At 68.5% G+C, this 17924-nt stretch carries 17 protein-coding genes; 9 read left to right on the forward strand and 8 right to left on the reverse strand.

What is annotated here, in order from left to right:
• The first annotated feature begins 55 nt into the window (after nucleotides 1-55).
• Nucleotides 56-1195, forward strand: coding sequence for a sensor histidine kinase (locus tag EV650_RS07555; protein WP_134116706.1), 1140 nt, complete (start codon nucleotides 56-58; stop codon nucleotides 1193-1195).
• Entirely contained in the window at nucleotides 1192-1848 is a 657-nt protein-coding gene (locus tag EV650_RS07560) for a response regulator (RefSeq protein ID WP_134116708.1), read from the forward strand. The genes EV650_RS07555 and EV650_RS07560 overlap by 4 nt, the downstream gene beginning before the upstream one ends.
• A 651-nt stretch (nucleotides 1849-2499) precedes the next feature.
• Here the strand turns inward: EV650_RS07560 and EV650_RS07565 are convergent.
• From EV650_RS07565 to EV650_RS07575, 4 genes are all read right to left on the reverse strand, one after another.
• A complete protein-coding gene (locus EV650_RS07565; protein ID WP_134116710.1) occupies nucleotides 2500-2955 on the reverse strand; it encodes a hypothetical protein in 456 nt (151 codons plus the stop codon).
• 352 nt (nucleotides 2956-3307) lie between these two features.
• The gene (locus EV650_RS40295) at nucleotides 3308-3475 is read right to left on the reverse strand and encodes an OsmC family protein (protein ID WP_166678057.1); all 168 of its coding nucleotides are present in this window, start codon (nucleotides 3473-3475) and stop codon (nucleotides 3308-3310) included.
• Between the two features lie 92 nt (nucleotides 3476-3567).
• Nucleotides 3568-4224, reverse strand: coding sequence for a response regulator (locus EV650_RS07570; RefSeq protein ID WP_134098182.1), 657 nt, complete (start codon nucleotides 4222-4224; stop codon nucleotides 3568-3570).
• Entirely contained in the window at nucleotides 4221-5363 is a 1143-nt protein-coding gene (locus EV650_RS07575; RefSeq protein WP_134116712.1) for a sensor histidine kinase, read from the reverse strand. The genes EV650_RS07570 and EV650_RS07575 overlap by 4 nt, the downstream gene beginning before the upstream one ends.
• A 129-nt stretch (nucleotides 5364-5492) precedes the next feature.
• On the opposite strand from EV650_RS07575, the gene EV650_RS07580 reads away from it, so the two are divergent.
• The 3 genes from EV650_RS07580 to EV650_RS07590 all read left to right on the forward strand — a co-directional run bounded on the left by EV650_RS07580 (nucleotide 5493) and on the right by EV650_RS07590 (nucleotide 8914).
• Complete coding sequence (locus EV650_RS07580) at nucleotides 5493-6392, forward strand: ABC transporter ATP-binding protein (protein WP_134098177.1); 900 nt, start codon at nucleotides 5493-5495, stop codon at nucleotides 6390-6392.
• On the forward strand, nucleotides 6389-7201 hold the full coding sequence (locus EV650_RS07585; protein WP_134116715.1) for an ABC-2 transporter permease: 813 nt from the start codon (nucleotides 6389-6391) through the stop codon (nucleotides 7199-7201). Before EV650_RS07580 ends, EV650_RS07585 begins: the two co-directional genes overlap by 4 nt.
• 123 nt (nucleotides 7202-7324) lie before the next feature.
• Entirely contained in the window at nucleotides 7325-8914 is a 1590-nt protein-coding gene (locus EV650_RS07590) for a tyrosine-type recombinase/integrase (protein WP_134116717.1), read from the forward strand.
• A gap of 13 nt (nucleotides 8915-8927) precedes the next feature.
• Here the strand turns inward: EV650_RS07590 and EV650_RS07595 are convergent, their stop codons facing one another.
• Nucleotides 8928-10250: an acyl-CoA dehydrogenase family protein gene (locus EV650_RS07595; RefSeq protein ID WP_238174065.1), complete on the reverse strand. Its 1323-nt coding sequence runs from the start codon at nucleotides 10248-10250 to the stop codon at nucleotides 8928-8930.
• 96 nt (nucleotides 10251-10346) lie between these two features.
• On the opposite strand from EV650_RS07595, the gene EV650_RS07600 reads away from it, so the two are divergent.
• From EV650_RS07600 to EV650_RS07615, 4 genes are read left to right on the forward strand one after another with little or no spacing between them, the layout of a single operon-like run.
• A complete protein-coding gene (locus EV650_RS07600) occupies nucleotides 10347-11084 on the forward strand; it encodes a TetR/AcrR family transcriptional regulator (RefSeq protein ID WP_134116719.1) in 738 nt (245 codons plus the stop codon).
• Nucleotides 11081-12358 carry an acetyl-CoA C-acetyltransferase gene (locus tag EV650_RS07605; RefSeq protein ID WP_134116721.1) on the forward strand — a complete coding sequence of 426 codons (1278 nt, stop codon included), beginning with the start codon at nucleotides 11081-11083 and terminating at the stop codon, nucleotides 12356-12358. The genes EV650_RS07600 and EV650_RS07605 overlap by 4 nt, the downstream gene beginning before the upstream one ends.
• Before the next feature lie 8 nt (nucleotides 12359-12366).
• The gene (locus tag EV650_RS07610) at nucleotides 12367-13713 is read left to right on the forward strand and encodes a 3-oxoacyl-ACP reductase (protein ID WP_134116723.1); all 1347 of its coding nucleotides are present in this window, start codon (nucleotides 12367-12369) and stop codon (nucleotides 13711-13713) included.
• 1 nt (nucleotide 13714) lies between these two features.
• Nucleotides 13715-14572, forward strand: a complete 858-nt coding sequence (locus EV650_RS07615) for a MaoC/PaaZ C-terminal domain-containing protein (protein ID WP_134116725.1) — start codon at nucleotides 13715-13717, stop codon at nucleotides 14570-14572.
• Nucleotides 14573-14628: 56 nt separating this feature from the next.
• Here the strand turns inward: EV650_RS07615 and thrS are convergent, their stop codons facing one another.
• The 3 genes from thrS to EV650_RS07630 form a co-directional block, all read right to left on the reverse strand.
• A complete protein-coding gene (gene thrS, locus EV650_RS07620; protein WP_134116727.1) occupies nucleotides 14629-15876 on the reverse strand; it encodes a threonine--tRNA ligase in 1248 nt (415 codons plus the stop codon).
• 151 nt (nucleotides 15877-16027) lie between these two features.
• Nucleotides 16028-16873 (reverse strand): acyl-CoA thioesterase, encoded by an 846-nt coding sequence (locus EV650_RS07625; RefSeq protein ID WP_134116729.1) that lies wholly within the window; start codon nucleotides 16871-16873, stop codon nucleotides 16028-16030.
• Between the two features lie 59 nt (nucleotides 16874-16932).
• Complete coding sequence (locus tag EV650_RS07630) at nucleotides 16933-17847, reverse strand: proteasome assembly chaperone family protein (RefSeq protein ID WP_134116731.1); 915 nt, start codon at nucleotides 17845-17847, stop codon at nucleotides 16933-16935.
• Nucleotides 17848-17924 lie beyond the last annotated feature (77 nt).

Consider the following 17924-nt stretch of genomic DNA (forward strand, 5'->3'; position numbering starts at 1 on the left):
CTCTCTAGTTCTTTCGGCGGGTACGCCGATGGGCGCCGAACCTTAGGCTGCAGCCGTGGTCACTATCCGGCGCTCTATCTGGCATGAGCCGCGGCCTGCCGACGCCCCACCCATCGGTCGGCTCGACTGGCTGCTGGTGGGCGTGCTCGCGGCCGCCGCCTTGGCCGAGGGCATCGCTCGGCCGAACTTGGCCTGGCAGCCCCTTGTGACGGTGCTCGCCCTGGCGCTGATGCCTGCCCTGCTCTGGCGGCGGAGCCGCCCCCTGATGGCCGCCCTGGTCGGGTGGGGCGTCGCCGGGCTGCTCTCGGTCCTCCAGCTGGCTGCGCACTCCGAGGACCTCGGCCTCGACTCCATGACGGCCGTCCTGATCCTGCTCTACTCCCTGGTGCGGTGGGGCTCGGGCCGGGAGATCGTCTTGGGGACGGCGTTCGTGACAGTCGTCGTCGCGCTGGGGATGTACGCCTCCTCCGCGGGCCGGGCCGAGGTTTTCGGCGGGAGCGTCCTCGTGCTGTTGTTCGTCGCCCTCGCGGTGGTGTTCCGCTACCGCGCGGACCTCTGGCGTCGCCAACGGCGCGAGATCCGCAATCAGGAGCGGGTGGCGCTGGCGCGCGAGCTGCACGACACCGTGGCCCACCACATCTCGGCCATCGCGGTGCAGGCGCAGGCCGGTGGCGTGGTCGCCGGCCCCCAGCCTGAGAAGGCTGCCGAGGTCCTGGCCGCGATCGAGCGTGAAGCGTCGCGAACCCTGGCGGAGATGAGATCCATGGTGCGGGTACTGCGTGAGGACGAAGCCGTCGGCTACTCACCGCAATTGGGTGTCGCGGACCTGCCGGCTCTGGCGCGCGCGGACGCGACGCCCACCGTCGAGGTCTCGCTGGAGGGTTCGTTAACCCGGCTGGCACGACCCGTGGACGCCGCGCTCTATCGGCTCGCGCAGGAGTCGCTGACCAACGCCGTACGGCATGCCCGGAGCGCGACCCGCGTGGGGATCGACGTACGCCGCGAGGGGGACGCCGTCAGGTTGCGTGTCAGCGACGATGGACGAAGCGAACCCGGGCCGGCTCCGGGGCCTGGGTTCGGCCTGCTGGGCATGGCCGAACGCGCTAAGCTCCTCGGCGGATCGCTCTCTGCGGGCCCGCGGCCTGGGGGTGGCTGGGTGGTCGAGGCCGTGCTGCCGGTGGAGGCGTTGGGATGAGCATCCGCGTTGTCGTAGCCGACGACCAGGACTTGGTCCGGACCGGGTTGGTGATGATCCTCGGCGCGCAACCCGGCATCGAGGTCGTCGGGGAGGCCGCAGACGGGCTCGCAGCGCTCGACATGGCGACCCGGCTGCGTCCCGATGTCCTACTCGTCGACATCCGGATGCCCGGACTCGACGGCGTCGAGGTGACGCGGCGCCTGGCCGGGCCAGACGTGGCGGACCCGATGGCTGTCGTCGTGATCACCACCTTCGACCTCGACGAGTACGTCCTCGGCGCCCTGCGCGCCGGCGCCCGCGGCTTCCTGCTCAAAGACGCCGGGCCGGCGCTCCTGGTGCAGGCCATCCACGCGGCGGCCGACGGGGACGCGCTGATCGCCCCCAACGTCACCCGTCGGCTGCTGGCGACCTTCGCCGACCAGGTGCCGGTGGTACCGGTCCAGCCCATCGACCCGCTCACCGAGCGCGAGGAGGAGGTGCTCGCGCTGGTGGCACGCGGCCGGACCAACGCCGAGATCGCTAACGAACTCTTCGTCGGCCTGAGCACGGTCAAGTCCCACGTCGCATCGTTGATGACCAAGCTCGGCGCGCGCAACCGCGTGGAGATCGCGATGTGGGCACACGACACCAGACGCCTGAGAGCAAATTAGGACCTCAGCGGATGCGCCGAAGGTGCGCCCTTGATCCATAAGAGCCCAAATCGGCAGAGCGCTCCGCGGAATTGGTGTCCTCCGTCGACTGATGCGCGATACTCGTCCGCCAGGGATCTGCGACAGCCGAAAGCGCGGATCGCGGCAGATCCGGTTGCCGCAGCGCACGCTATCTGCGGCAACCGGATGTGTGTCGTGGGCGGTTGCCGCGGCGGGCTCCCTCACGTCACGCGCGCCCACGCCACCGGCGAACCGACGACGGATCTCCTCGGCAGTTTTGACTCCCCAAGTCGAGATGGGGGTGAGCCCCTGCGAAGTGGTTGAGCACGGTCTCGTCGGCCCAAGCGGAAAGCGTGAAGAAGGTCTTGCGTAGAAGATCAGCCTTAAGGGAATGTCCGATCAGGCCCTCGGACCTTGCAAGTTGACGCCGTATGGCAACAGTTGCCCGCAGAAACCCAGGGATCGAGCGGTACCGCTTCAGGGGCAACCGCGAGGCCATCACGACAACCTGCTGTGGAGCATCGACGTGGTCCTAACCGGTCCAGCGAAGAGTGGGCACGGTTCCTCCGCGAATGTTGCGACAGCAGCATTCGCAATGCCTTGTGCCCACTTCGGAGACGTTTTCGACAAAGCGTCATTCTTCCTCGGAGGTCATTGGCCGAACAGCAACTGCCACCGGGGCGTCAGCCTTTTCGCGTGTGTCGCTAGTGCAGTGCCGATCAATGTAGTGCTGAGTGCCGGCAGCGATAGCGCGAACGCTGCCGCGTGCATGCGCCAGGCGAGCTCGAACGCTGGGGTCGGCTCGGTGAGCTTGCCTGCGGCCAGTACGACACCGTCCCACAAAACGGCGTAAGTCATCACGACCGCGGAGTAACATGCGCCCGCGGCGATCGCGAGGCGCGACCAGTCCGCGCCCGCGTGACCCCCGCGGCGCCCGGTGAGCCCGTGGAGACCGGCCAGGAACCCGAGCAGCAGCGGCACGTTCAGCGCTTCCATGCCGACCGCGATCGCGACCGCAACCGGGTGCCCCGCATGGAAGGCCAGCACCTCCTTGATCGGGGCGCTGTAGGCCGGCGCTCCCGCCAGGACAACCAAGTTCTCGATCACCAGCGACGCTGCCAACGTGATTGCCGTAGCGCCGACCACCCGCTCTCGGAGCGCTCGGGCCGGGCTGGATCCTGTCGCTGTCGCTGCCGCTTCCGCGCTCACGGGCCCGCGGGGGACTCCAGTGCAGCGGGGGCGTTCCGCCGTGATCTCATCTCAGACTCCTTCGTTGCGGTCGGATGACCAGTGACTCCACGGTTGCTGACTTCGACGACTGGCGGATCGGCTTAGAGGTCGTGCGCGTTCGGCCGAAGGAACGATCCATCTCTCGTCCTTTGGGGCGGCTAGCCCGGGGTCCTGCCCGACTGTGGCAGCCAGTGAAGGCCGCTACACGCGTCCTGTGAGCTGCCGGCCTTCAGGAAGCGATCTCCAGCGCGAACGGGATGTTTCCCTTGGTCGCGATGGAGTACGGGCAGACGCCCTTGGCCGCCTGTGCCAGTCGATGAGCCGTTGTGGCCTCGATGCCGGGCAGGGTGACGATGAGCCGGACCTTCAGGGCGTATGCAGCGCCTCGTGGCCCCATGGCGACTGGGCTGTGACGGAGGACTCCGCCAGGCAGATCCCTTCCTGTCGAGCGATCAGTCTCAGAACCACGTCCGCGACGATTGGGACCCTTCAGTCCCCCACTCGGCCGGTGTCGTAGGCCCACATCGCGATCTCGACCCTGTTGCGGGCGCCGATCTTGGTCAGCAGGCTCGCGACGTGGGTCTTGGCGGTCGTCAGGCCGATGAAGAGGTCGGCGGCGATCTCGGCGTTCGTGCGGCCACGGGCGACCAGCGCCAGCACCTCCTCCTCGCGGTCGGTGAGCGGCTCGATCGGTTGGGTACGCCGTTTCGACGGTCCCCTGGCGGCCAGGGTGGACAGCAGCCGCCGGGTGATGTTCGGCGCGATCAGGGCATCGCCGGCGGCGGCGGCATGCACGGCCTGGACGAGCAGCTCCGGCCCGGCGTCCTTGAGTAGGAAGCCTCGGGCGCCGGCCCGGAGCGCGCCGTGAACATACTCGTCGAGGTCGAAGGTGGTGATCACCACCACCGCGATTGGGTCCGGGACCCCCCGCCCTGCGAGGAGCTCGGTCACCTCGATGCCGTCAAGCCCGGGCATCCGGATGTCGACCAGGCACACGTCGGGGCGGAGCCGATGCGCCAGCTCGACCGTGGCGTGGCCGTCGGCGGCCTGGCCGACGACCTCGATGTCGGGCTGCGCCTCAAGGATCATGGAGAGGCCGGTTCGGACCAGGTCCTGGTCGTCGGCCACCAGTACGCGTACCGTCATCTGCCCACCTCCGTCGGCAGCTCGGCGTCGACCGCCCACCCGCCCTCGGGCGCTGGTCCGGCACGCAGGGTGCCGCCGAGCAGCTGCGCGCGCTCGGTCATCCCCAGCAGCCCGAAGCCGCGGCCCGCTGGCCGGGCCGGGTCGATCTGTCCGTCGTCGGTCACGCGTAGCCGCAGCCTTCCTGCCCCCTCGACGACCCGGATCTCCACACGCGAGGCGTTTCGCGCGTGCCGCAGCGCGTTGGTCAGCGCCTCTTGCGCCAGCCGGTACACGGCTGCATCGACCTGGGGCTGAAGTCCGGCCACATCACCAGCCAACTCCACCTCGACGACCGGGACCGGGTCGCGGCGGGCGAGGGACACCAGGTCGGCGACGCCGAGCTGGGGGGTGTACTCCGCCGGCGCTCCCTCGCGCAGCACCCGGACCATCGCCCGCATCTCCGCGAGCGTCTGCGATGCTTCCCCTTCGATGGCCGCCAGCGCCTCGAGCGCCGCTTCGGGTCGCTGCCCGGCCAGCGCCCGGCCCGCCTGCGCCTGCACCGCGATCGCCGAGACGTGATGGGCGACCATGTCGTGCAGCTCGCGCGCGAGTCCTACCCGTTCCTGGCTGCGAATCTGCTCCAGCGCCCGTCGCCAACTCTCGGCGCGGTAGCGGAACGCCGCTCCGCCCGCTGCTGACGCTGTCAGGATGCCGAACCCGCCGATGAAGTCGGACGGGCCGGTGTAGTCGGCGATCGTACCGATTACCGCAGCGATCAGCACGAACATCAGCCCGATCACGATCTCGCGCCCTGAGCCCCAGCGGACCAGCGCGTAGACGAGCACCAGGATGTAGATCATTGCGTTGAGCCCCACGTGCGAGGGGCCGCCCGCCAGGGTCGCCAGTCCCAACGCCATCGCGGTGCCGAAGCCCACCACGACGCAGGCCAAGGGCTGGGTACGCCGCCAGAGCAGCACGGGCGCGAGTCCGACTGCCACGATCGTCGCGAACGGTCGCCAGACGACGTGGTCCCGGAGGACTCCCTCGAGCAGAGCCGTCATCATCAACACCCCCACCAGCGCCCAGTCGCGCCGCCCCCGTTCGGGAGCGGCGGCTGCGCGGGGCTCGGCCCACAGCGAGCGCAGGGCGTTGGTGATCACCCGTCCAGCCTAGACAGCCGAGGCCCCGGGGACCGACCGAAAGAACGAGACGCTGCTCCTCCCGACGGCCGAGGAAGGTCCGGCCTGGACGCGGATGTGCGCACGCCGCGACGCGGCGAGGGTGGTCACATGATCACTGTTGAGTCACTGACCCGGAGGTACGCCGGCTTCACCGCCGTCGACAACGTCTCCTTCACCGCCCTGCCGGGTCGCGTCACCGGCTTCCTCGGCCCGAACGGCGCCGGCAAGTCCACCACGATGCGCGTGATGGTCGGTCTGACCGTCCCGACGTCCGGCACCGCGACCATCAACGGAGAACGGTTCGCCGACCTCCCCAACCCCGGCCTCGAGGTGGGCGTCCTGCTGGACGCCTCTGCCCAGCACGCAGGTCGCACCGGACGCGAGATCCTTACGATCGCCGCTGACACCATGGGTCTGCCCCGTCGCCGCGTCGACGAGATGCTCGAGCTCGTCAGCCTGACATCTTCGGAGGCCAAGCGCCGGGTGCGCAACTACTCCCTTGGCATGCGTCAGCGACTGGGCATCGGCACCGCACTGCTCGGGGATCCCCGGGTGCTGATCCTCGACGAACCAGCGAACGGGCTCGACCCCGCCGGGATCCGGTGGATGCGCGACCTGCTGACGGGCTTTGCCAGCCAGGGCGGCACCGTCCTGTTGTCCTCACACCTGCTCCACGAGATCGAGGTCATCGCCGACGACCTGGTCGTGATCGGCAAGGGAAAGATCGTCGCGTCCGGCAGCAAGGAAGAGCTGCTGGCCGCAGCGGGGACGCTCGTCCGGTCGCCGTCACCGCGCGACCTCGCGCACGCCCTCGAACGGGCCGGGATCCCCAGCACGCTCGCAGGGGACGGCTGGGTCCGCACGGATGCCGACCCGGCTCGGGTCGGGGCGGTGGCACTGACAGCTGGCATCGCCCTCACCGAGCTCCGGTCCGCCGAGGGCACCGGGCTCGAAGACATGTTCCTGTCCCTCACTGCCGACACCCAACGCGAAGGAGTTGCGGCATGACCGCCACGATCGTCCCTCCCGACACCATCGAGGCCGAGCCGGCCCGACGGACCGCCCAGCCCATCCCGACCACCCGACTCGTCAAGGTCGAGCTGCGCAAGATGTTCAACACCCGCTCGGGATTCTGGATGCTCATCAGCATCGGCGTCCTGTCGCCCATCTCGGCCGGGTCGCTCCTCGTCCTCGGCCTCAACAGCGACGTCACCTACCAGAACTTCGTGAGGGCGAGCGGGTTCCCGATGTCGGTGATCTTGCCGATCATCGCGATCCTGGCCGTCACAGGTGAGTGGAGCCAGCGAAGTGGGCTCACGACCTTCACGCTGGTGCCGAGCCGCGGCCGCGTGATCGGCGCCAAGGCGATCGCGACACTCCTGGTGGGCCTCGGCGCCGTCTCCGTCGCCTTCGCGGTCGGCGCCCTCGGCAACGTGGCCGGGTCCGCGCTCGCAGGCGTCGACACCGCGTGGGACGTTTCGTTGTCCATGGCACTCCAGATGATGCTCTACAACCTGGTTGGCATGGCCTTCGGCTTCGCCCTCGGTGTCGTGCTGCGCAACTCCGCGGCCGCGATCGTGGGCTACTTCGTCGCTTCACTGGTCATGCCGGGCATCCTCGCGCTCCTGGCTCAGGTGCGTTCGTGGTTCGAGGACCTGCAGCCGTGGATCGACTGGCACCACACGCAGGTGGCGCTCCTCGATGGCGCCACGAACACTGTCAAGGAGTGGGCGATGCTCGGCTCGACCACGATGATCTGGATCGTCCTTCCCTTCGTCATCGGACTGCTGTCCCTGCGCCGCTCCGAGGTCAAGTAGTCGCACACACGGGCGGCGCTCTCCGGAACCCCACTGTGGGTTCCGGACACCGCCGCTTCGGGGTGCGTCGGCTTAGCGCCCCCGTCATGACGTCGCCTGGCGGCGAGAAAGGAGACCACAACCATGACCACCTACACCCCGCCACCTGAGCCAGGCCGCACCGCCTCCCGCAGGAACCGCCCCGTCCCCCTCGTCATCGGCATCCTGCTCGCCATCATGGGCCTCCCGCTGCTGCTCGGAGGCCTCGGCCTCGGCCGGGCCGTGGCCACCCAGCGCGACGACGACGGGTTCTTCAGCACCTCGACTGAGCAACTCAGCACCCAGACGGTGGCCCTCTCCAGCGAGGTCGTGAACCTCGGCAAGGCCGGCCCCAACGACTGGTGGGCCGACCATCACCTCGCCACCGTGCGGCTGAGCGCCCGGTCCGAGGGCGCAAGGGTTCGGACCGCCAGGTGGGGCCACGGGAAGCGGTGGTTGGCGGGGTGGGTGGATCCGGAGGGGCGGGAGCGGACCAAGGCGTTCTCTACGAAGGCTCCGGCGGAGCGGCATGCGAATGCTATGGAGACGGATCGGGAGCGTGGGGAGTACATCGATCCGGAGGCTGGGAAGGTTCGGTTTGGGGAGGTTGCGGAGCGGTGGCTGGCTTCGCGGGTGGTGGATCCGGCATCCGTGATTCGGTACGAGTCGTCGCTGCGCTTGCATGTGGATCCGGTGTTTGGGCGGCGGCAGCTCAGGACGATCAAACCATCGGAGATCGCTGCCTGGATTGCTGAGCTGGATGCGCGGTTCGGGCCGTCGACCGCGCGTACGGCGTACCTCGTGTTGCACGGAACGCTGGAGATCGCGGTCGATGACGAGGCCATCAAGAAGAATCCCGCCAAGGGTCGGGCGGTCAAGGTGCCAGCGGAGAAGAGTGGGAGGACGGTTGCCTGGAGCGACGATGTGGTGTGCCGGATCGTTGAGGGGCATGCGGCGGAGTACCGGCCGATCGCATCCGTCGGAGCGGCCTGCGGGCTGCGGCAGGGCGAGTTGTTCGGGCTGGCGGAAGAGGGCATCGACTTCGACGAGATGGTCATCCACGTTCGGCGGCAGGTGAAGAAGCTTGGGCGGGAGTTTGTGTTCGCCTTGCCGAAGAACGACACGGAGCGGACGGTGCCGATGTCTGAGGGGACGGCGCTGATCCTGAAGGAGCACATCGAGGCCCACGGGCCACGCCCGTACACCTTGCCTTGGGAGAAGACGGACGGAGAGCCGCGGACCGTGAAACTCCTGTTCAGGTGGACCGATGACAAGCACATCCGAGCTCGGACGTACGACAAGTTGGTCTGGAAGCCTGCGTTGTTCTATGCGGGTCTGATCGCGGAGCCGAAGACGGATCGGCGCGGACGGCGGCAGTACGTGTCTAGCCGGGAGAACGGGGTGCACGGGCTGCGGCACTACTTCGCGAGTATCACTCTCGCGGATGGCGTCAACATCAAGGAGCTGGCTGAGTACCTAGGCCACAGCAACCCGGGGTTCACGCTGCGGCTGTACACCCACATGCTGCCGTCGTCGCACGAGCGGGCGCGGAAGGCTGTGGACTCCAGGCCGGCCAGACTCTTCGCTCTGAAATCTCACGTAGCAGTCACGGAGCAGGCCGCCATCCGCTCCCCCACTACCTCCTGGGAGCCGGACGACGGCCTATACCCTGACCAGCCTCAAACCGGGCTCTGACCTGCACAAACACCTACCTGATGCGCATGCCGCTGATCGCGCGGGCGATCACCAAACGCTGGATTTCGGAGGTGCCCTCGAAGATGGTGTAGATCTTGGCGTCTCGGTGCATGCGTTCTACGGGGTACTCGCGGGTGTAGCCGTTGCCGCCGAGGATTTGGATGGCTTCTTCAGTGACCTTGACCGCTACCTCGCCGGCCTTGAGTTTGGCCATGGAGCCTTCGCCGTGGCGGTAGTCGGGGGTTTCGCCTCGCATGAGGGCGGCCGACATGTTGGCTGCTCGCCACACCAGCAATCGAGCGGCGTCGATTTCCATGGCCATGTCGGCGAGTTTGAAGGCGATGCCCTGGTTGTCGATGATCGGGCGGCCGAATTGTTCGCGGGTTTTGGCGTAGTCGAGGGCTACTTCATAGGCGGCGCGGGCGATGCCGATGGCTTGGGCGCCGACGATGTGGCGGGTCATTTCGAAGGTGGCCATCGATGCGTTGCGGCCGGACGAGCTGCCAGTTCCGGCCGCGGCCTCACGAGCTCGGGCGAGGCGTTCGTCTAGTTTTTCCTTGCCGCCTAGGACGTTGGCGGCGGGGATGCGGACGTTGTCGAAGAAGACGTCGGCGGTGTGGGAGGCGCGGAGGCCGTGCTTGCGGAGCTTGGTGCCCATCTCGAGCCCGTGCACCTCAGTGCGAGGTACGACGAAGGCAGCCTGGCCCTTCGTCCCGAGAGACGGATCGACCGTCGCGACCACGACGTGGATGTCGGCGATGCCACCGTTCGTCGCCCACGCCTTCTGACCGTTGATGACCCATTCGTCAGTGGCCGAGTCGTAGACGGCCCGAGTGCGGATCGCCGACACGTCCGAGCCTGCGCCAGGTTCGGACGAGCAGAAAGCAGCCACACGTACGTCGTCAACAGTGCCGTAGCACCGGCCCATCCATTGGCTCCACTGTTCCGGCGTACCGTTCGAGAAGATCGCGGACGACGCAAGGCCGGTGCCCTTCAGGGACATCCCGATGCCGGCATCACCCCAGAACAGTTCCTCGTGGACCAGCGGCATCAGTAGACCGGTCGGGTCGACGAACAGATTGATGTTCGCGTCGAGCCCGTACAGGCCGATCTTGGCGGCCTCCTGGATCACCGGCCAGGGCGTCTCCTCGCGCTCGTCCCACTCCGAGGCTGCCGGGCGGATCACGTCGGCGGCGAAGGTGTGGGCCCAGTCGCGGATCTCCTTCTGCTCCTCGTTCAGAGCGAGGGAGAAGGAGCTCCAGCCCGGCTTGGACCGCTCGGCGCCGAGCTCGCCGGCGAGAGACATCACGTCCGCGGACACCACAGAGTCAGCCATCAACATCCTCCGACGAGCAGCAGGGGCAGTACGATGTTACCGACGAGTGTAACCGTCGTTTGCACCAGGGGGTACCGCTGTGGCTAAGATCGATCCATGAGCTCCGCGCTGCTCGCGATCGGACGCCGCCGCACCACGGCGGAGCGCCGTCGCGACCGGGAGCGGGACATCATCCGCGCGACCCGGGAGTTGTTCGACGAGCGCGGCACGATCGACGCTCAGATCGACGATATCGCCAAGCGGGTCGGGATCAACAAGGCGCTGATCTATCGGCACTTCGCAGGCAAGGAAGAGCTGTTCGCGCTCACCCTCGTCGACTACCTCGGCGAGCTCGACAAAAGCCTCGACGAAGTAGACCACCCACGCCGGGCACCGCTCAATCGGCTAAGGGCGCTGAGTGAGGCGTTCGTCGACTTCTGCCTGGGCTATCCGGCCTTCACCGACTGCGCGATGAGCCTGCTGCGCAGGACCGGCGAGCAGCTGTTCGGCGAGATCACCGAGCCGGTGATGATGAAGCTGGGTACGGCGATGGCCGCGCCGCTGGAGCGGATCGCGGCGATCCTCGCGGCCGGTCAGCGGACCGGCGTGTTCGACGAGGTCGACACCGATTACCTGGCCAATCACCTGTACACGCAGACACTCGGATCGTTGCACATGGCAAGGGTCGGGTTGATCGTGTCGAGCGGGCAGCCGGGGCATCCGGTGGTGCATCATGCCGATGTCGGCACCGTCCGGTCGACGGCGATCACCGCCACGCTCGCCACCGCGGTCGGGCGAAAAGCCCTCAACCACAGGACAACCACCCGCTCCGCTAGAGCAGGAGAGAAATCGTGACCGAGACCCGCAAGGTGGCCGTCGTCGCCGGCAACCGGATTCCGTTTGCCCGGCAGGACAAGACGTACCGCCATGCCTCCAACTCCGACATGCTCACCGCCGCGCTGAACGGCCTGGTCGACCGGACCGGCCTCGGCGGCCAGGAGGTGGGCGAGGTGGTCGCCGGCGCGGTCCTCAAGCACGCCCGCGACTGGAACATGGTCCGCGAGGTGGTCCTCGGTTCCAAGCTCGCGCCGACCACCCCGGCGTACGACATCCAGCAGGCCTGTGGCACCGGGCTCGAGGCAGCGATCCTGGTCGGCAACAAGATCGCGCTCGGCCAGATCGACGCGGGCATCGCGGGTGGTGTCGACACCGCATCCGACGCGCCGGTCGCGGTCAACGACCACCTCCGCAACGTGCTGCTCGACCTCAACCGGGCCAAGACGTACCCGGACCGCCTGAAGGTCCTCGCCCGCGTCCGCCCGAAGGACGTCGTACCCGAGATCCCCCGCAACGCCGAGCCGCGCACCGGCAAGTCGATGGGCGACCACGCCGCGCTGACCGCGCTCGAGTGGGGCATCACCCGGGAGGCGCAGGACGAGCTCGCCTACCGCTCCCACATGAATCTGGCGAAGTCGTACGACCGCGGCTTCCAGAACGACCTGATCACGCCATACCTGGGCCTCGAGAAGGATCAGAACCTGCGGCCCGACACGACTCTGGAGAAGCTGGCCAAGCTCCGGACCGCGTACGGCAAGGGCGAGACCGCGACGATGACCGCCGGCAACTCGACCCCGCTCACCGACGGCGCCTCGACCGTCCTGCTGAGCACGGACGAGTGGGCCGCGGAGCACAGTCTGCGCCCGCTCGCATACCTGACCCACTCGCAGACGGCTGCGGTCGACTACGTGAAGGGCGCGGAGGGCCTGCTGATGGCTCCGGCGTACGCCGTGCCTCGCATGCTGGCCCGGGCCGGCCTGACGTTGCAGGACTTCGACTACTACGAGATCCACGAGGCCTTCGCCTCCCAGGTGCTGGCCACCCTGAAGGCATGGGAGGATCCGATCTTCTGCAAGGAGCGGCTCGGCCTGGACGCGCCGCCCGGTGAGATCGACCGGGACAAGCTGAACGTGAACGGCAGCTCGCTGGCCGCGGGCCACCCGTTCGCGGCGACCGGCGGTCGGATCGTCGCCGCGCTGGCCAAGCAACTGGACGAGAACGGCGGCGGCCGGGGCCTGATCTCGATCTGCGCCGCGGGCGGCCAGGGTGTCGTCGCCATCCTCGAGAAGTAGGAGCTGAGATGACGGATCGCTACCAGACGTTCACCCGGACGCCCCTCGGCCAGACCCTGGTGAAGAACCTCGGTCTGCCCGACCCGACGCCGCTGCAGCGCTGGGTGCAGGGATCCCCCGTGATCGACGGGCCGGTCATCTTCGGCGCGATCGCCGAGACCGACGCAGGCAAGGCGATCCAGGCCCTGCTGCGCGACATCGGCGCCTCGTTCAGTACGGCGACCGAAGGCGTCGCGTCGATCGGGATCCGGCCGAAGGCGCTCGTCTTCGACGCGACCGGTGCGACCTCGACGGCCGAGCTGACCAGCCTGCAACGCTTCTTCTCCCCCGTCATCCGCCAGCTCGCCCCGGCCGGCCGCGTGATCGTCGTCGGCCGTACGCCGGAGCTCGCGGCCTCCACCGAGGAACACGTCGCCCAGCGCGCGCTCGAGGGCTTCACGCGAAGCCTCGGTAAAGAGGTCAAGCGCGGCGCCACGGTCAACCTCGTGTACGTCGCCCCGGACGCCCACGAGCAACTGGACTCGACGCTCCGCTTCTTCCTCTCCCCCAAGTCGGCGTACGTCGACGGCCAGGTCGCCCGGATCGGGACCGGTCCGCTGGTCAGCAACGACCCGAGCCGCCCGCTTGCCGGACGTACGGCGCTGGTGACCGGCGCGGCCCGTGGAATCGGGGCGGCGATCGCGGACACGCTGGCCCGGGACGGCGCGACCATCATCGGCGTTGACGTACCGCAGAACGCGGACCCGCTCCGCAAGGTGATCTCCCGCTTGGGCGGCACCGAGTTGCTGCTCGACGTGACCGCGGTCGACGCGCCGCAGCGGATCGCGGCCCATGCGCAGGAGCAGCACGGCGGGCTCGACATCGTCGTCCACAACGCCGGCATCACCCGCGACAAGCGGCTCGCGAACATGCGGACCGACACGTGGGACGCCGTACTCGATGTCAACTTGCGAGCACCCGAGCGGATCACGAAGTACCTGGTCGAATCGGGCGCCCTCAAGGACGGCGGCTCGATCATCGGCGTCTCGTCGATGGCCGGGATCGCGGGCAACAACGGACAGACGAACTACGCGACCTCGAAGGCCGGCGTGATCGGCCTGATCCAGGCGCTCGCGCCGAAGCTGGCCGACCGGCAGATCCGGATCAACGCGGTCGCGCCAGGGTTCATCGAGACCGAGATGACCGCCAAGATCCCGTTCACGATCCGCGAGGTCGGGCGACGGATCAACTCGCTGCAACAGGGCGGCCTGCCGATCGACGTCGCCGAGACGATCGCCTGGTTCGCGGATCCAGCGTCGGCCGGCGTGACCGGCAACGTGGTCCGGGTCTGCGGCCAGAGCATGCTCGGCGCCTGACATGCCGACGCGACGGTACGACGACTCGCCGAAGTTCGGCCAGCTCTACGCCCGGACCGTCCGCGCGACACTCAGGCGGGCCGACTACGAGCCGAACGAGGACGGGCTGACGCTCGAGCTGCCCCGATCGGCAGTCGATCAGGACCACCTGACGGCGTACCGGGAGGTCACCGGGTTCCAGGCCGGGCCGGCGCTGCCGACGACGTACCCGCATGTGCTGGCGTTCCCGTTGCACCTGGATCTGATGTCCGACCCGTCGTTCCCGTACAAGCCGATGGGGATCGTGCATCTGTCCAACACGATCACCCAGAAGCAGCCGATCCCGATCCACGCCGAGCCGGCGATCCGCGTGCACAGTACGCCGGAGCGGCCGCACCCGAAGGGCACCGTCTTCGACGTGATCAGCGAGGTCTTCGTCGATCACGAGCTGGTGTGGAGCGATCTGACCACGCTGCTCAGCCGGTCGGCCGGGGATCCGAGCGCACACGCGGACCTGCTGCCCGATCCGGTGCTCAGCCCGAACGCGTGGTGGGAGCTGCGCGGCAACCTCGGCCGCCGGTACGCCGCCGCGTCCGGCGACCGGAACCCGATCCACCTGTTCAAGCTGACCGCTCAGGCGTTCGGATTCCCGCGCCAGATCGCGCATGGGATGTGGGCCAAGGCTGCCGCGCTCGCGTCCATCCAGCGCGCCGGCGCACTCCCGGACGCCTTCACGGTCCGCGTCGACTTCCGCAAGCCGCTGCTGCTGCCGTCACGGGTCCAGTTCGGCTTCGAACAGTCCGGCAAGACGGTCGACTTCGCGCTGTACGACGAGTCCCACGAGGTCACCCACCTGATCGGCCAGCTGCAGGAAGGCTGACCGCCCAGGCGGACCGCCACGCATGCAGAAGTCCGTCCGCTCGCCGTTGGCCACGCTCAGCTCGCGGCGTCGGCGTGGTTTCTGCGTGCATGGAGATCCGCCTCCTGCCGGATCCGGTCGAGGACCTCGCCGATCGGCGCCGGGTCGTGGCGGCGGCCGTCGCGCTCGCGGATGGCCAGTTCGCCGGCGGCGGCCTCGCGGGCGCCGATGACGGCCTGGTACGGCGCGAGCCGGTTCTCGCGGATCCGTGCGCCGAGGCTGCCCTCGTCCGCGTGCGCGACCTCGACCCGGAGACCGCGATCCGACGCCCTCCGAGCCACCTGGACGGCGATGTCCTCTTCGTCGTCGGAGATCGGGAGTACGACGACCTGCACCGGCGCGAGCCAGGCCGGGAACGCGCCGCCGTGCACCTCGATCAGCTGAGCAACCGCCCGCTCGATGCTGCCGACGATCGCCCGATGCACCATCACCGGACGATGTTTGTTGCCGTCGGCACCGACGTACTCGAGGCCGAACCGCTCCGGCTGGTGGAAGTCGATCTGGACGGTCGACAGACTGAACTCGCGACCGGCCGAATCCTCCACCTGGATGTCGATCTTCGGACCGTAGAACGCCGCGTCGCCGGGCGCGTCCTCGTAGTCGATGCCGGCGTTCTTGAGGACGTCGCGCAGCAGTTCGGCGGCGTGCGTCCAGCTTTCGGCGTCACCGACGTACTTGCTGGCGGGGCTGTTGAACTCGGCGTCCTCCGACGGCAGAGCGAGGACGTAGCGCGAGGCGCTGATGCCCATATCGGCGTACGCCTGGTTGATCAGTCGGAGGGCGCTCTCTGCTTCACCGGCGACCTGGTCGAGGCGGCAGAAGATGTGCGCGTCGTTGAGTTGCATCGCGCGGACCCTGCTCAGGCCGCCGATGGCGCCGGAGAGTTCGGCGCGGTACTGGCCGCCGAGTTCGGAGTAGCGGAGCGGGAGCTCTCGATAGCTGTGAGATCGAGAGCGGTACATCAGCGCGTGGTGCGGGCAGATGCTCGGCCGCAGCACTAGTTGCTCACCGCCCATGTCCATCGGCGGGTACATGTCGTCGTGGTACTTGGCCCAGTGGCCCGAGATCTCGTACAGCTCGCGCTTGCCGAGGACGGGCGAATAGACCTGCTGGTAGCCGGCTCTTCGTTCCACCTCGGCGATGTAGCTCTCCAAGGCGTGGCGGATCGCGGCACCGGCGGGCAGCCAGTACGGCAGACCGGCGCCGATCAGCGGGTCGGAGTCGAACAGGCCGAGTTCGCGGCCGAGCTTGCGGTGGTCGTACATGGTTTCCTCCAGGAGTTTGGGGGCGAGCAACCCACGGAGGCACGAAAAAGCCCCGGGGCACTTGCCCCGGGGCTTTGTCAGACAGTCAGGTGTCAGCGCGCCGGGACGTACTCCGGCGTCGTCGTCACTACTGCGCGCTTCAACACGTTTTCTACGGTAGCAGATCGGCGTCGAGTCCGATGGGACGAATCAGGCCTTCCTGGGCTACGGAGGCGATGAGGCTGCCGGGCTCGGTGTAGAGGCGGCCGGTGGCGAAGCCGCGGGCTCCGGAGGCGGACGGGGACGACTGGTCGTAGAGCAACCACTCGTCGGCGCGGAACGGGCGGTGGAACCACAGGGCGTGGTCCAGCGACGCAGGCTGGATGCGGCGGTCGCCGATGACGATGCCGTGCGGGAGGAGGCTTGCGCCGAGCAGGGTGAGGTCGCTGGCGTAGGCGAGTACGCAGGCGTGCAGCGCGGGATCGTCGGGAAGCTTGCCGGCGGCACGGATCCAGAACTGACGGCCGGTCACCCCGGCGAGGCGTACGTCGAGGGCCGACCACTCGCGGTCCCACTCGGCCGCCGCGCGTCCGGACCGCGCTTCCAGAACGGTCGCCAGCCGTGGCGCTTCCTCAGGCGGTACGACGTCATCCGGCATCGGGTCCTGGTGATCCAGGCCGGGCTCCGGACGCTGGAACGACGCGGACATGTAGAAGATCGGCTTGCCGTTCTGCGACGCGACCACTCGACGGCTGCTGAACGACCCACCGTCGCGGGTCGGCTCCGCGCGGTACACGATCGGGACCGACGTGTCGCCGGCGCGCAAGAAGTAGCCGTGCAGGGAGTGCACGACTCGCTCGGGCTCGACGGTCCGGCTCGCCGCGGCCAGGGCCTGACCGAGCACCTGACCGCCGAACACCCGTTGCATCGAGGTCTGCGGCTGACGCCCACGGAACAGGTCGACGTCGATCATCTCCAGGTCGAGCAGCTCGACCAGGTCCTCCAACGACTCAGGCATGCCTCATCCTGACAGGCCCCGCGCCCGATCCCGCTGTGGGACCGGTCACGCGGGGGTGGTCAGTCGTTGTCTTCGCGGTTCAGTTCTGCCAGGAACTGCTCTACCTCGGCGCCTAGTTCGTCGGCGGACGGGGTGGAGTCGGCCAGGAGGCTCTTGCGGGAGAGGGAGCCGGCGGCTGCGTCGTACTGGGTTTCGAGGGCCTTGACGACGGCGCTCGCGTCCTCGGAGTTGTCGACCTGCTCGTCGACCAGCCGGCCGGTGACGGCGGCCTCGTCGAGCAGGGCCTTGCTAGGGAGGAGCAGGCCGGTCGCGGCCGAGATCGCGTGCACCAGGGCCAGGGCGGCACCCGGGAAGCGGTTCTCTGCCAGGTAGTGCGGGACGTGTACGGCGAAGCCCATCGCGTCCTTGCCTGCCTCGCCGAGCCGCACCTGCAGCATCGTGCCGGCGCTTGCGGGCAGCTGCATCTCGCCGTCCCAGATGTTCGAACGGGTGACCAGCTCGGGCCGGGTGGCGTGCGCGGTCAGGCCGAGGGGCCGCGTGTGCGGCACACCCATCGGGATGCCGTGTACGCCGACCGTGAGCGTCACGTTGTAGAGCTCGATCAGCTGCCGCACTGCCCCGGCGAACCGGTCCCAGTGATTGTCCGGCTCGGCGCCCTCGAGCAGCAGGAACTCCACGCCCGCGTCGTCCGTCAGCACATGCAGGCTCAGGTGCGGCGGCGTGTAGTCGATGAACCGGTCCTCGGCGAACGTCACCTCAGGCCGCCGAGCCCGGTAGTCGTGCAGCATGTCGACGTCGAACCGCGCCAGCAGGCGGTGGTCGAGCACCTCGAGCAGGTGGTCGGCAGTCACTCGGCCGGCTTGACCCGCGTCCATGAACCCGTCCAGCGAGTGCACCATGACCTTGGGCGTGGCCGCCGGGCCGGTCGCCACCGACTCGTCGACGATCTCGTAGAGGTCGTCCGGTCGCAGCATCGTCGTCTCCTTCACAGTGGCCTTCAGGGCGGGTAGGCCCCGCTATCCTGCCCTGTCCTGAATCAACGTCGTGACTC

Source organism: Kribbella kalugense (genome assembly GCF_004365875.1).
In the GTDB taxonomy this organism is placed as follows: domain Bacteria; phylum Actinomycetota; class Actinomycetes; order Propionibacteriales; family Kribbellaceae; genus Kribbella; species Kribbella kalugense.

What these genes read in the sequence shown, in the direction of transcription:
- EV650_RS07615 (WP_134116725.1), top strand. Translation starts at nt 13,715, where the DNA reads ATGCCGACGCGACGGTACGACGACTCGCCGAAGTTCGGCCAGCTCTAC.
- EV650_RS07570 (WP_134098182.1), bottom strand. Translation starts at nt 4,224, where the DNA reads ATGACGGTACGCGTACTGGTGGCCGACGACCAGGACCTGGTCCGAACC.
- EV650_RS07595 (WP_238174065.1), bottom strand. Translation starts at nt 10,250, where the DNA reads ATGGCTGACTCTGTGGTGTCCGCGGACGTGATGTCTCTCGCCGGCGAG.
- thrS (WP_134116727.1), bottom strand. Translation starts at nt 15,876, where the DNA reads ATGTACGACCACCGCAAGCTCGGCCGCGAACTCGGCCTGTTCGACTCC.
- EV650_RS07580 (WP_134098177.1), top strand. Translation starts at nt 5,493, where the DNA reads ATGATCACTGTTGAGTCACTGACCCGGAGGTACGCCGGCTTCACCGCC.
- EV650_RS40295 (WP_166678057.1), bottom strand. Translation starts at nt 3,475, where the DNA reads ATGGGGCCACGAGGCGCTGCATACGCCCTGAAGGTCCGGCTCATCGTC.
- EV650_RS07590 (WP_134116717.1), top strand. Translation starts at nt 7,325, where the DNA reads ATGACCACCTACACCCCGCCACCTGAGCCAGGCCGCACCGCCTCCCGC.
- EV650_RS07560 (WP_134116708.1), top strand. Translation starts at nt 1,192, where the DNA reads ATGAGCATCCGCGTTGTCGTAGCCGACGACCAGGACTTGGTCCGGACC.
- EV650_RS07630 (WP_134116731.1), bottom strand. Translation starts at nt 17,847, where the DNA reads ATGCTGCGACCGGACGACCTCTACGAGATCGTCGACGAGTCGGTGGCG.
- EV650_RS07600 (WP_134116719.1), top strand. Translation starts at nt 10,347, where the DNA reads ATGAGCTCCGCGCTGCTCGCGATCGGACGCCGCCGCACCACGGCGGAG.
- EV650_RS07610 (WP_134116723.1), top strand. Translation starts at nt 12,367, where the DNA reads ATGACGGATCGCTACCAGACGTTCACCCGGACGCCCCTCGGCCAGACC.
- EV650_RS07585 (WP_134116715.1), top strand. Translation starts at nt 6,389, where the DNA reads ATGACCGCCACGATCGTCCCTCCCGACACCATCGAGGCCGAGCCGGCC.
- EV650_RS07625 (WP_134116729.1), bottom strand. Translation starts at nt 16,873, where the DNA reads ATGCCTGAGTCGTTGGAGGACCTGGTCGAGCTGCTCGACCTGGAGATG.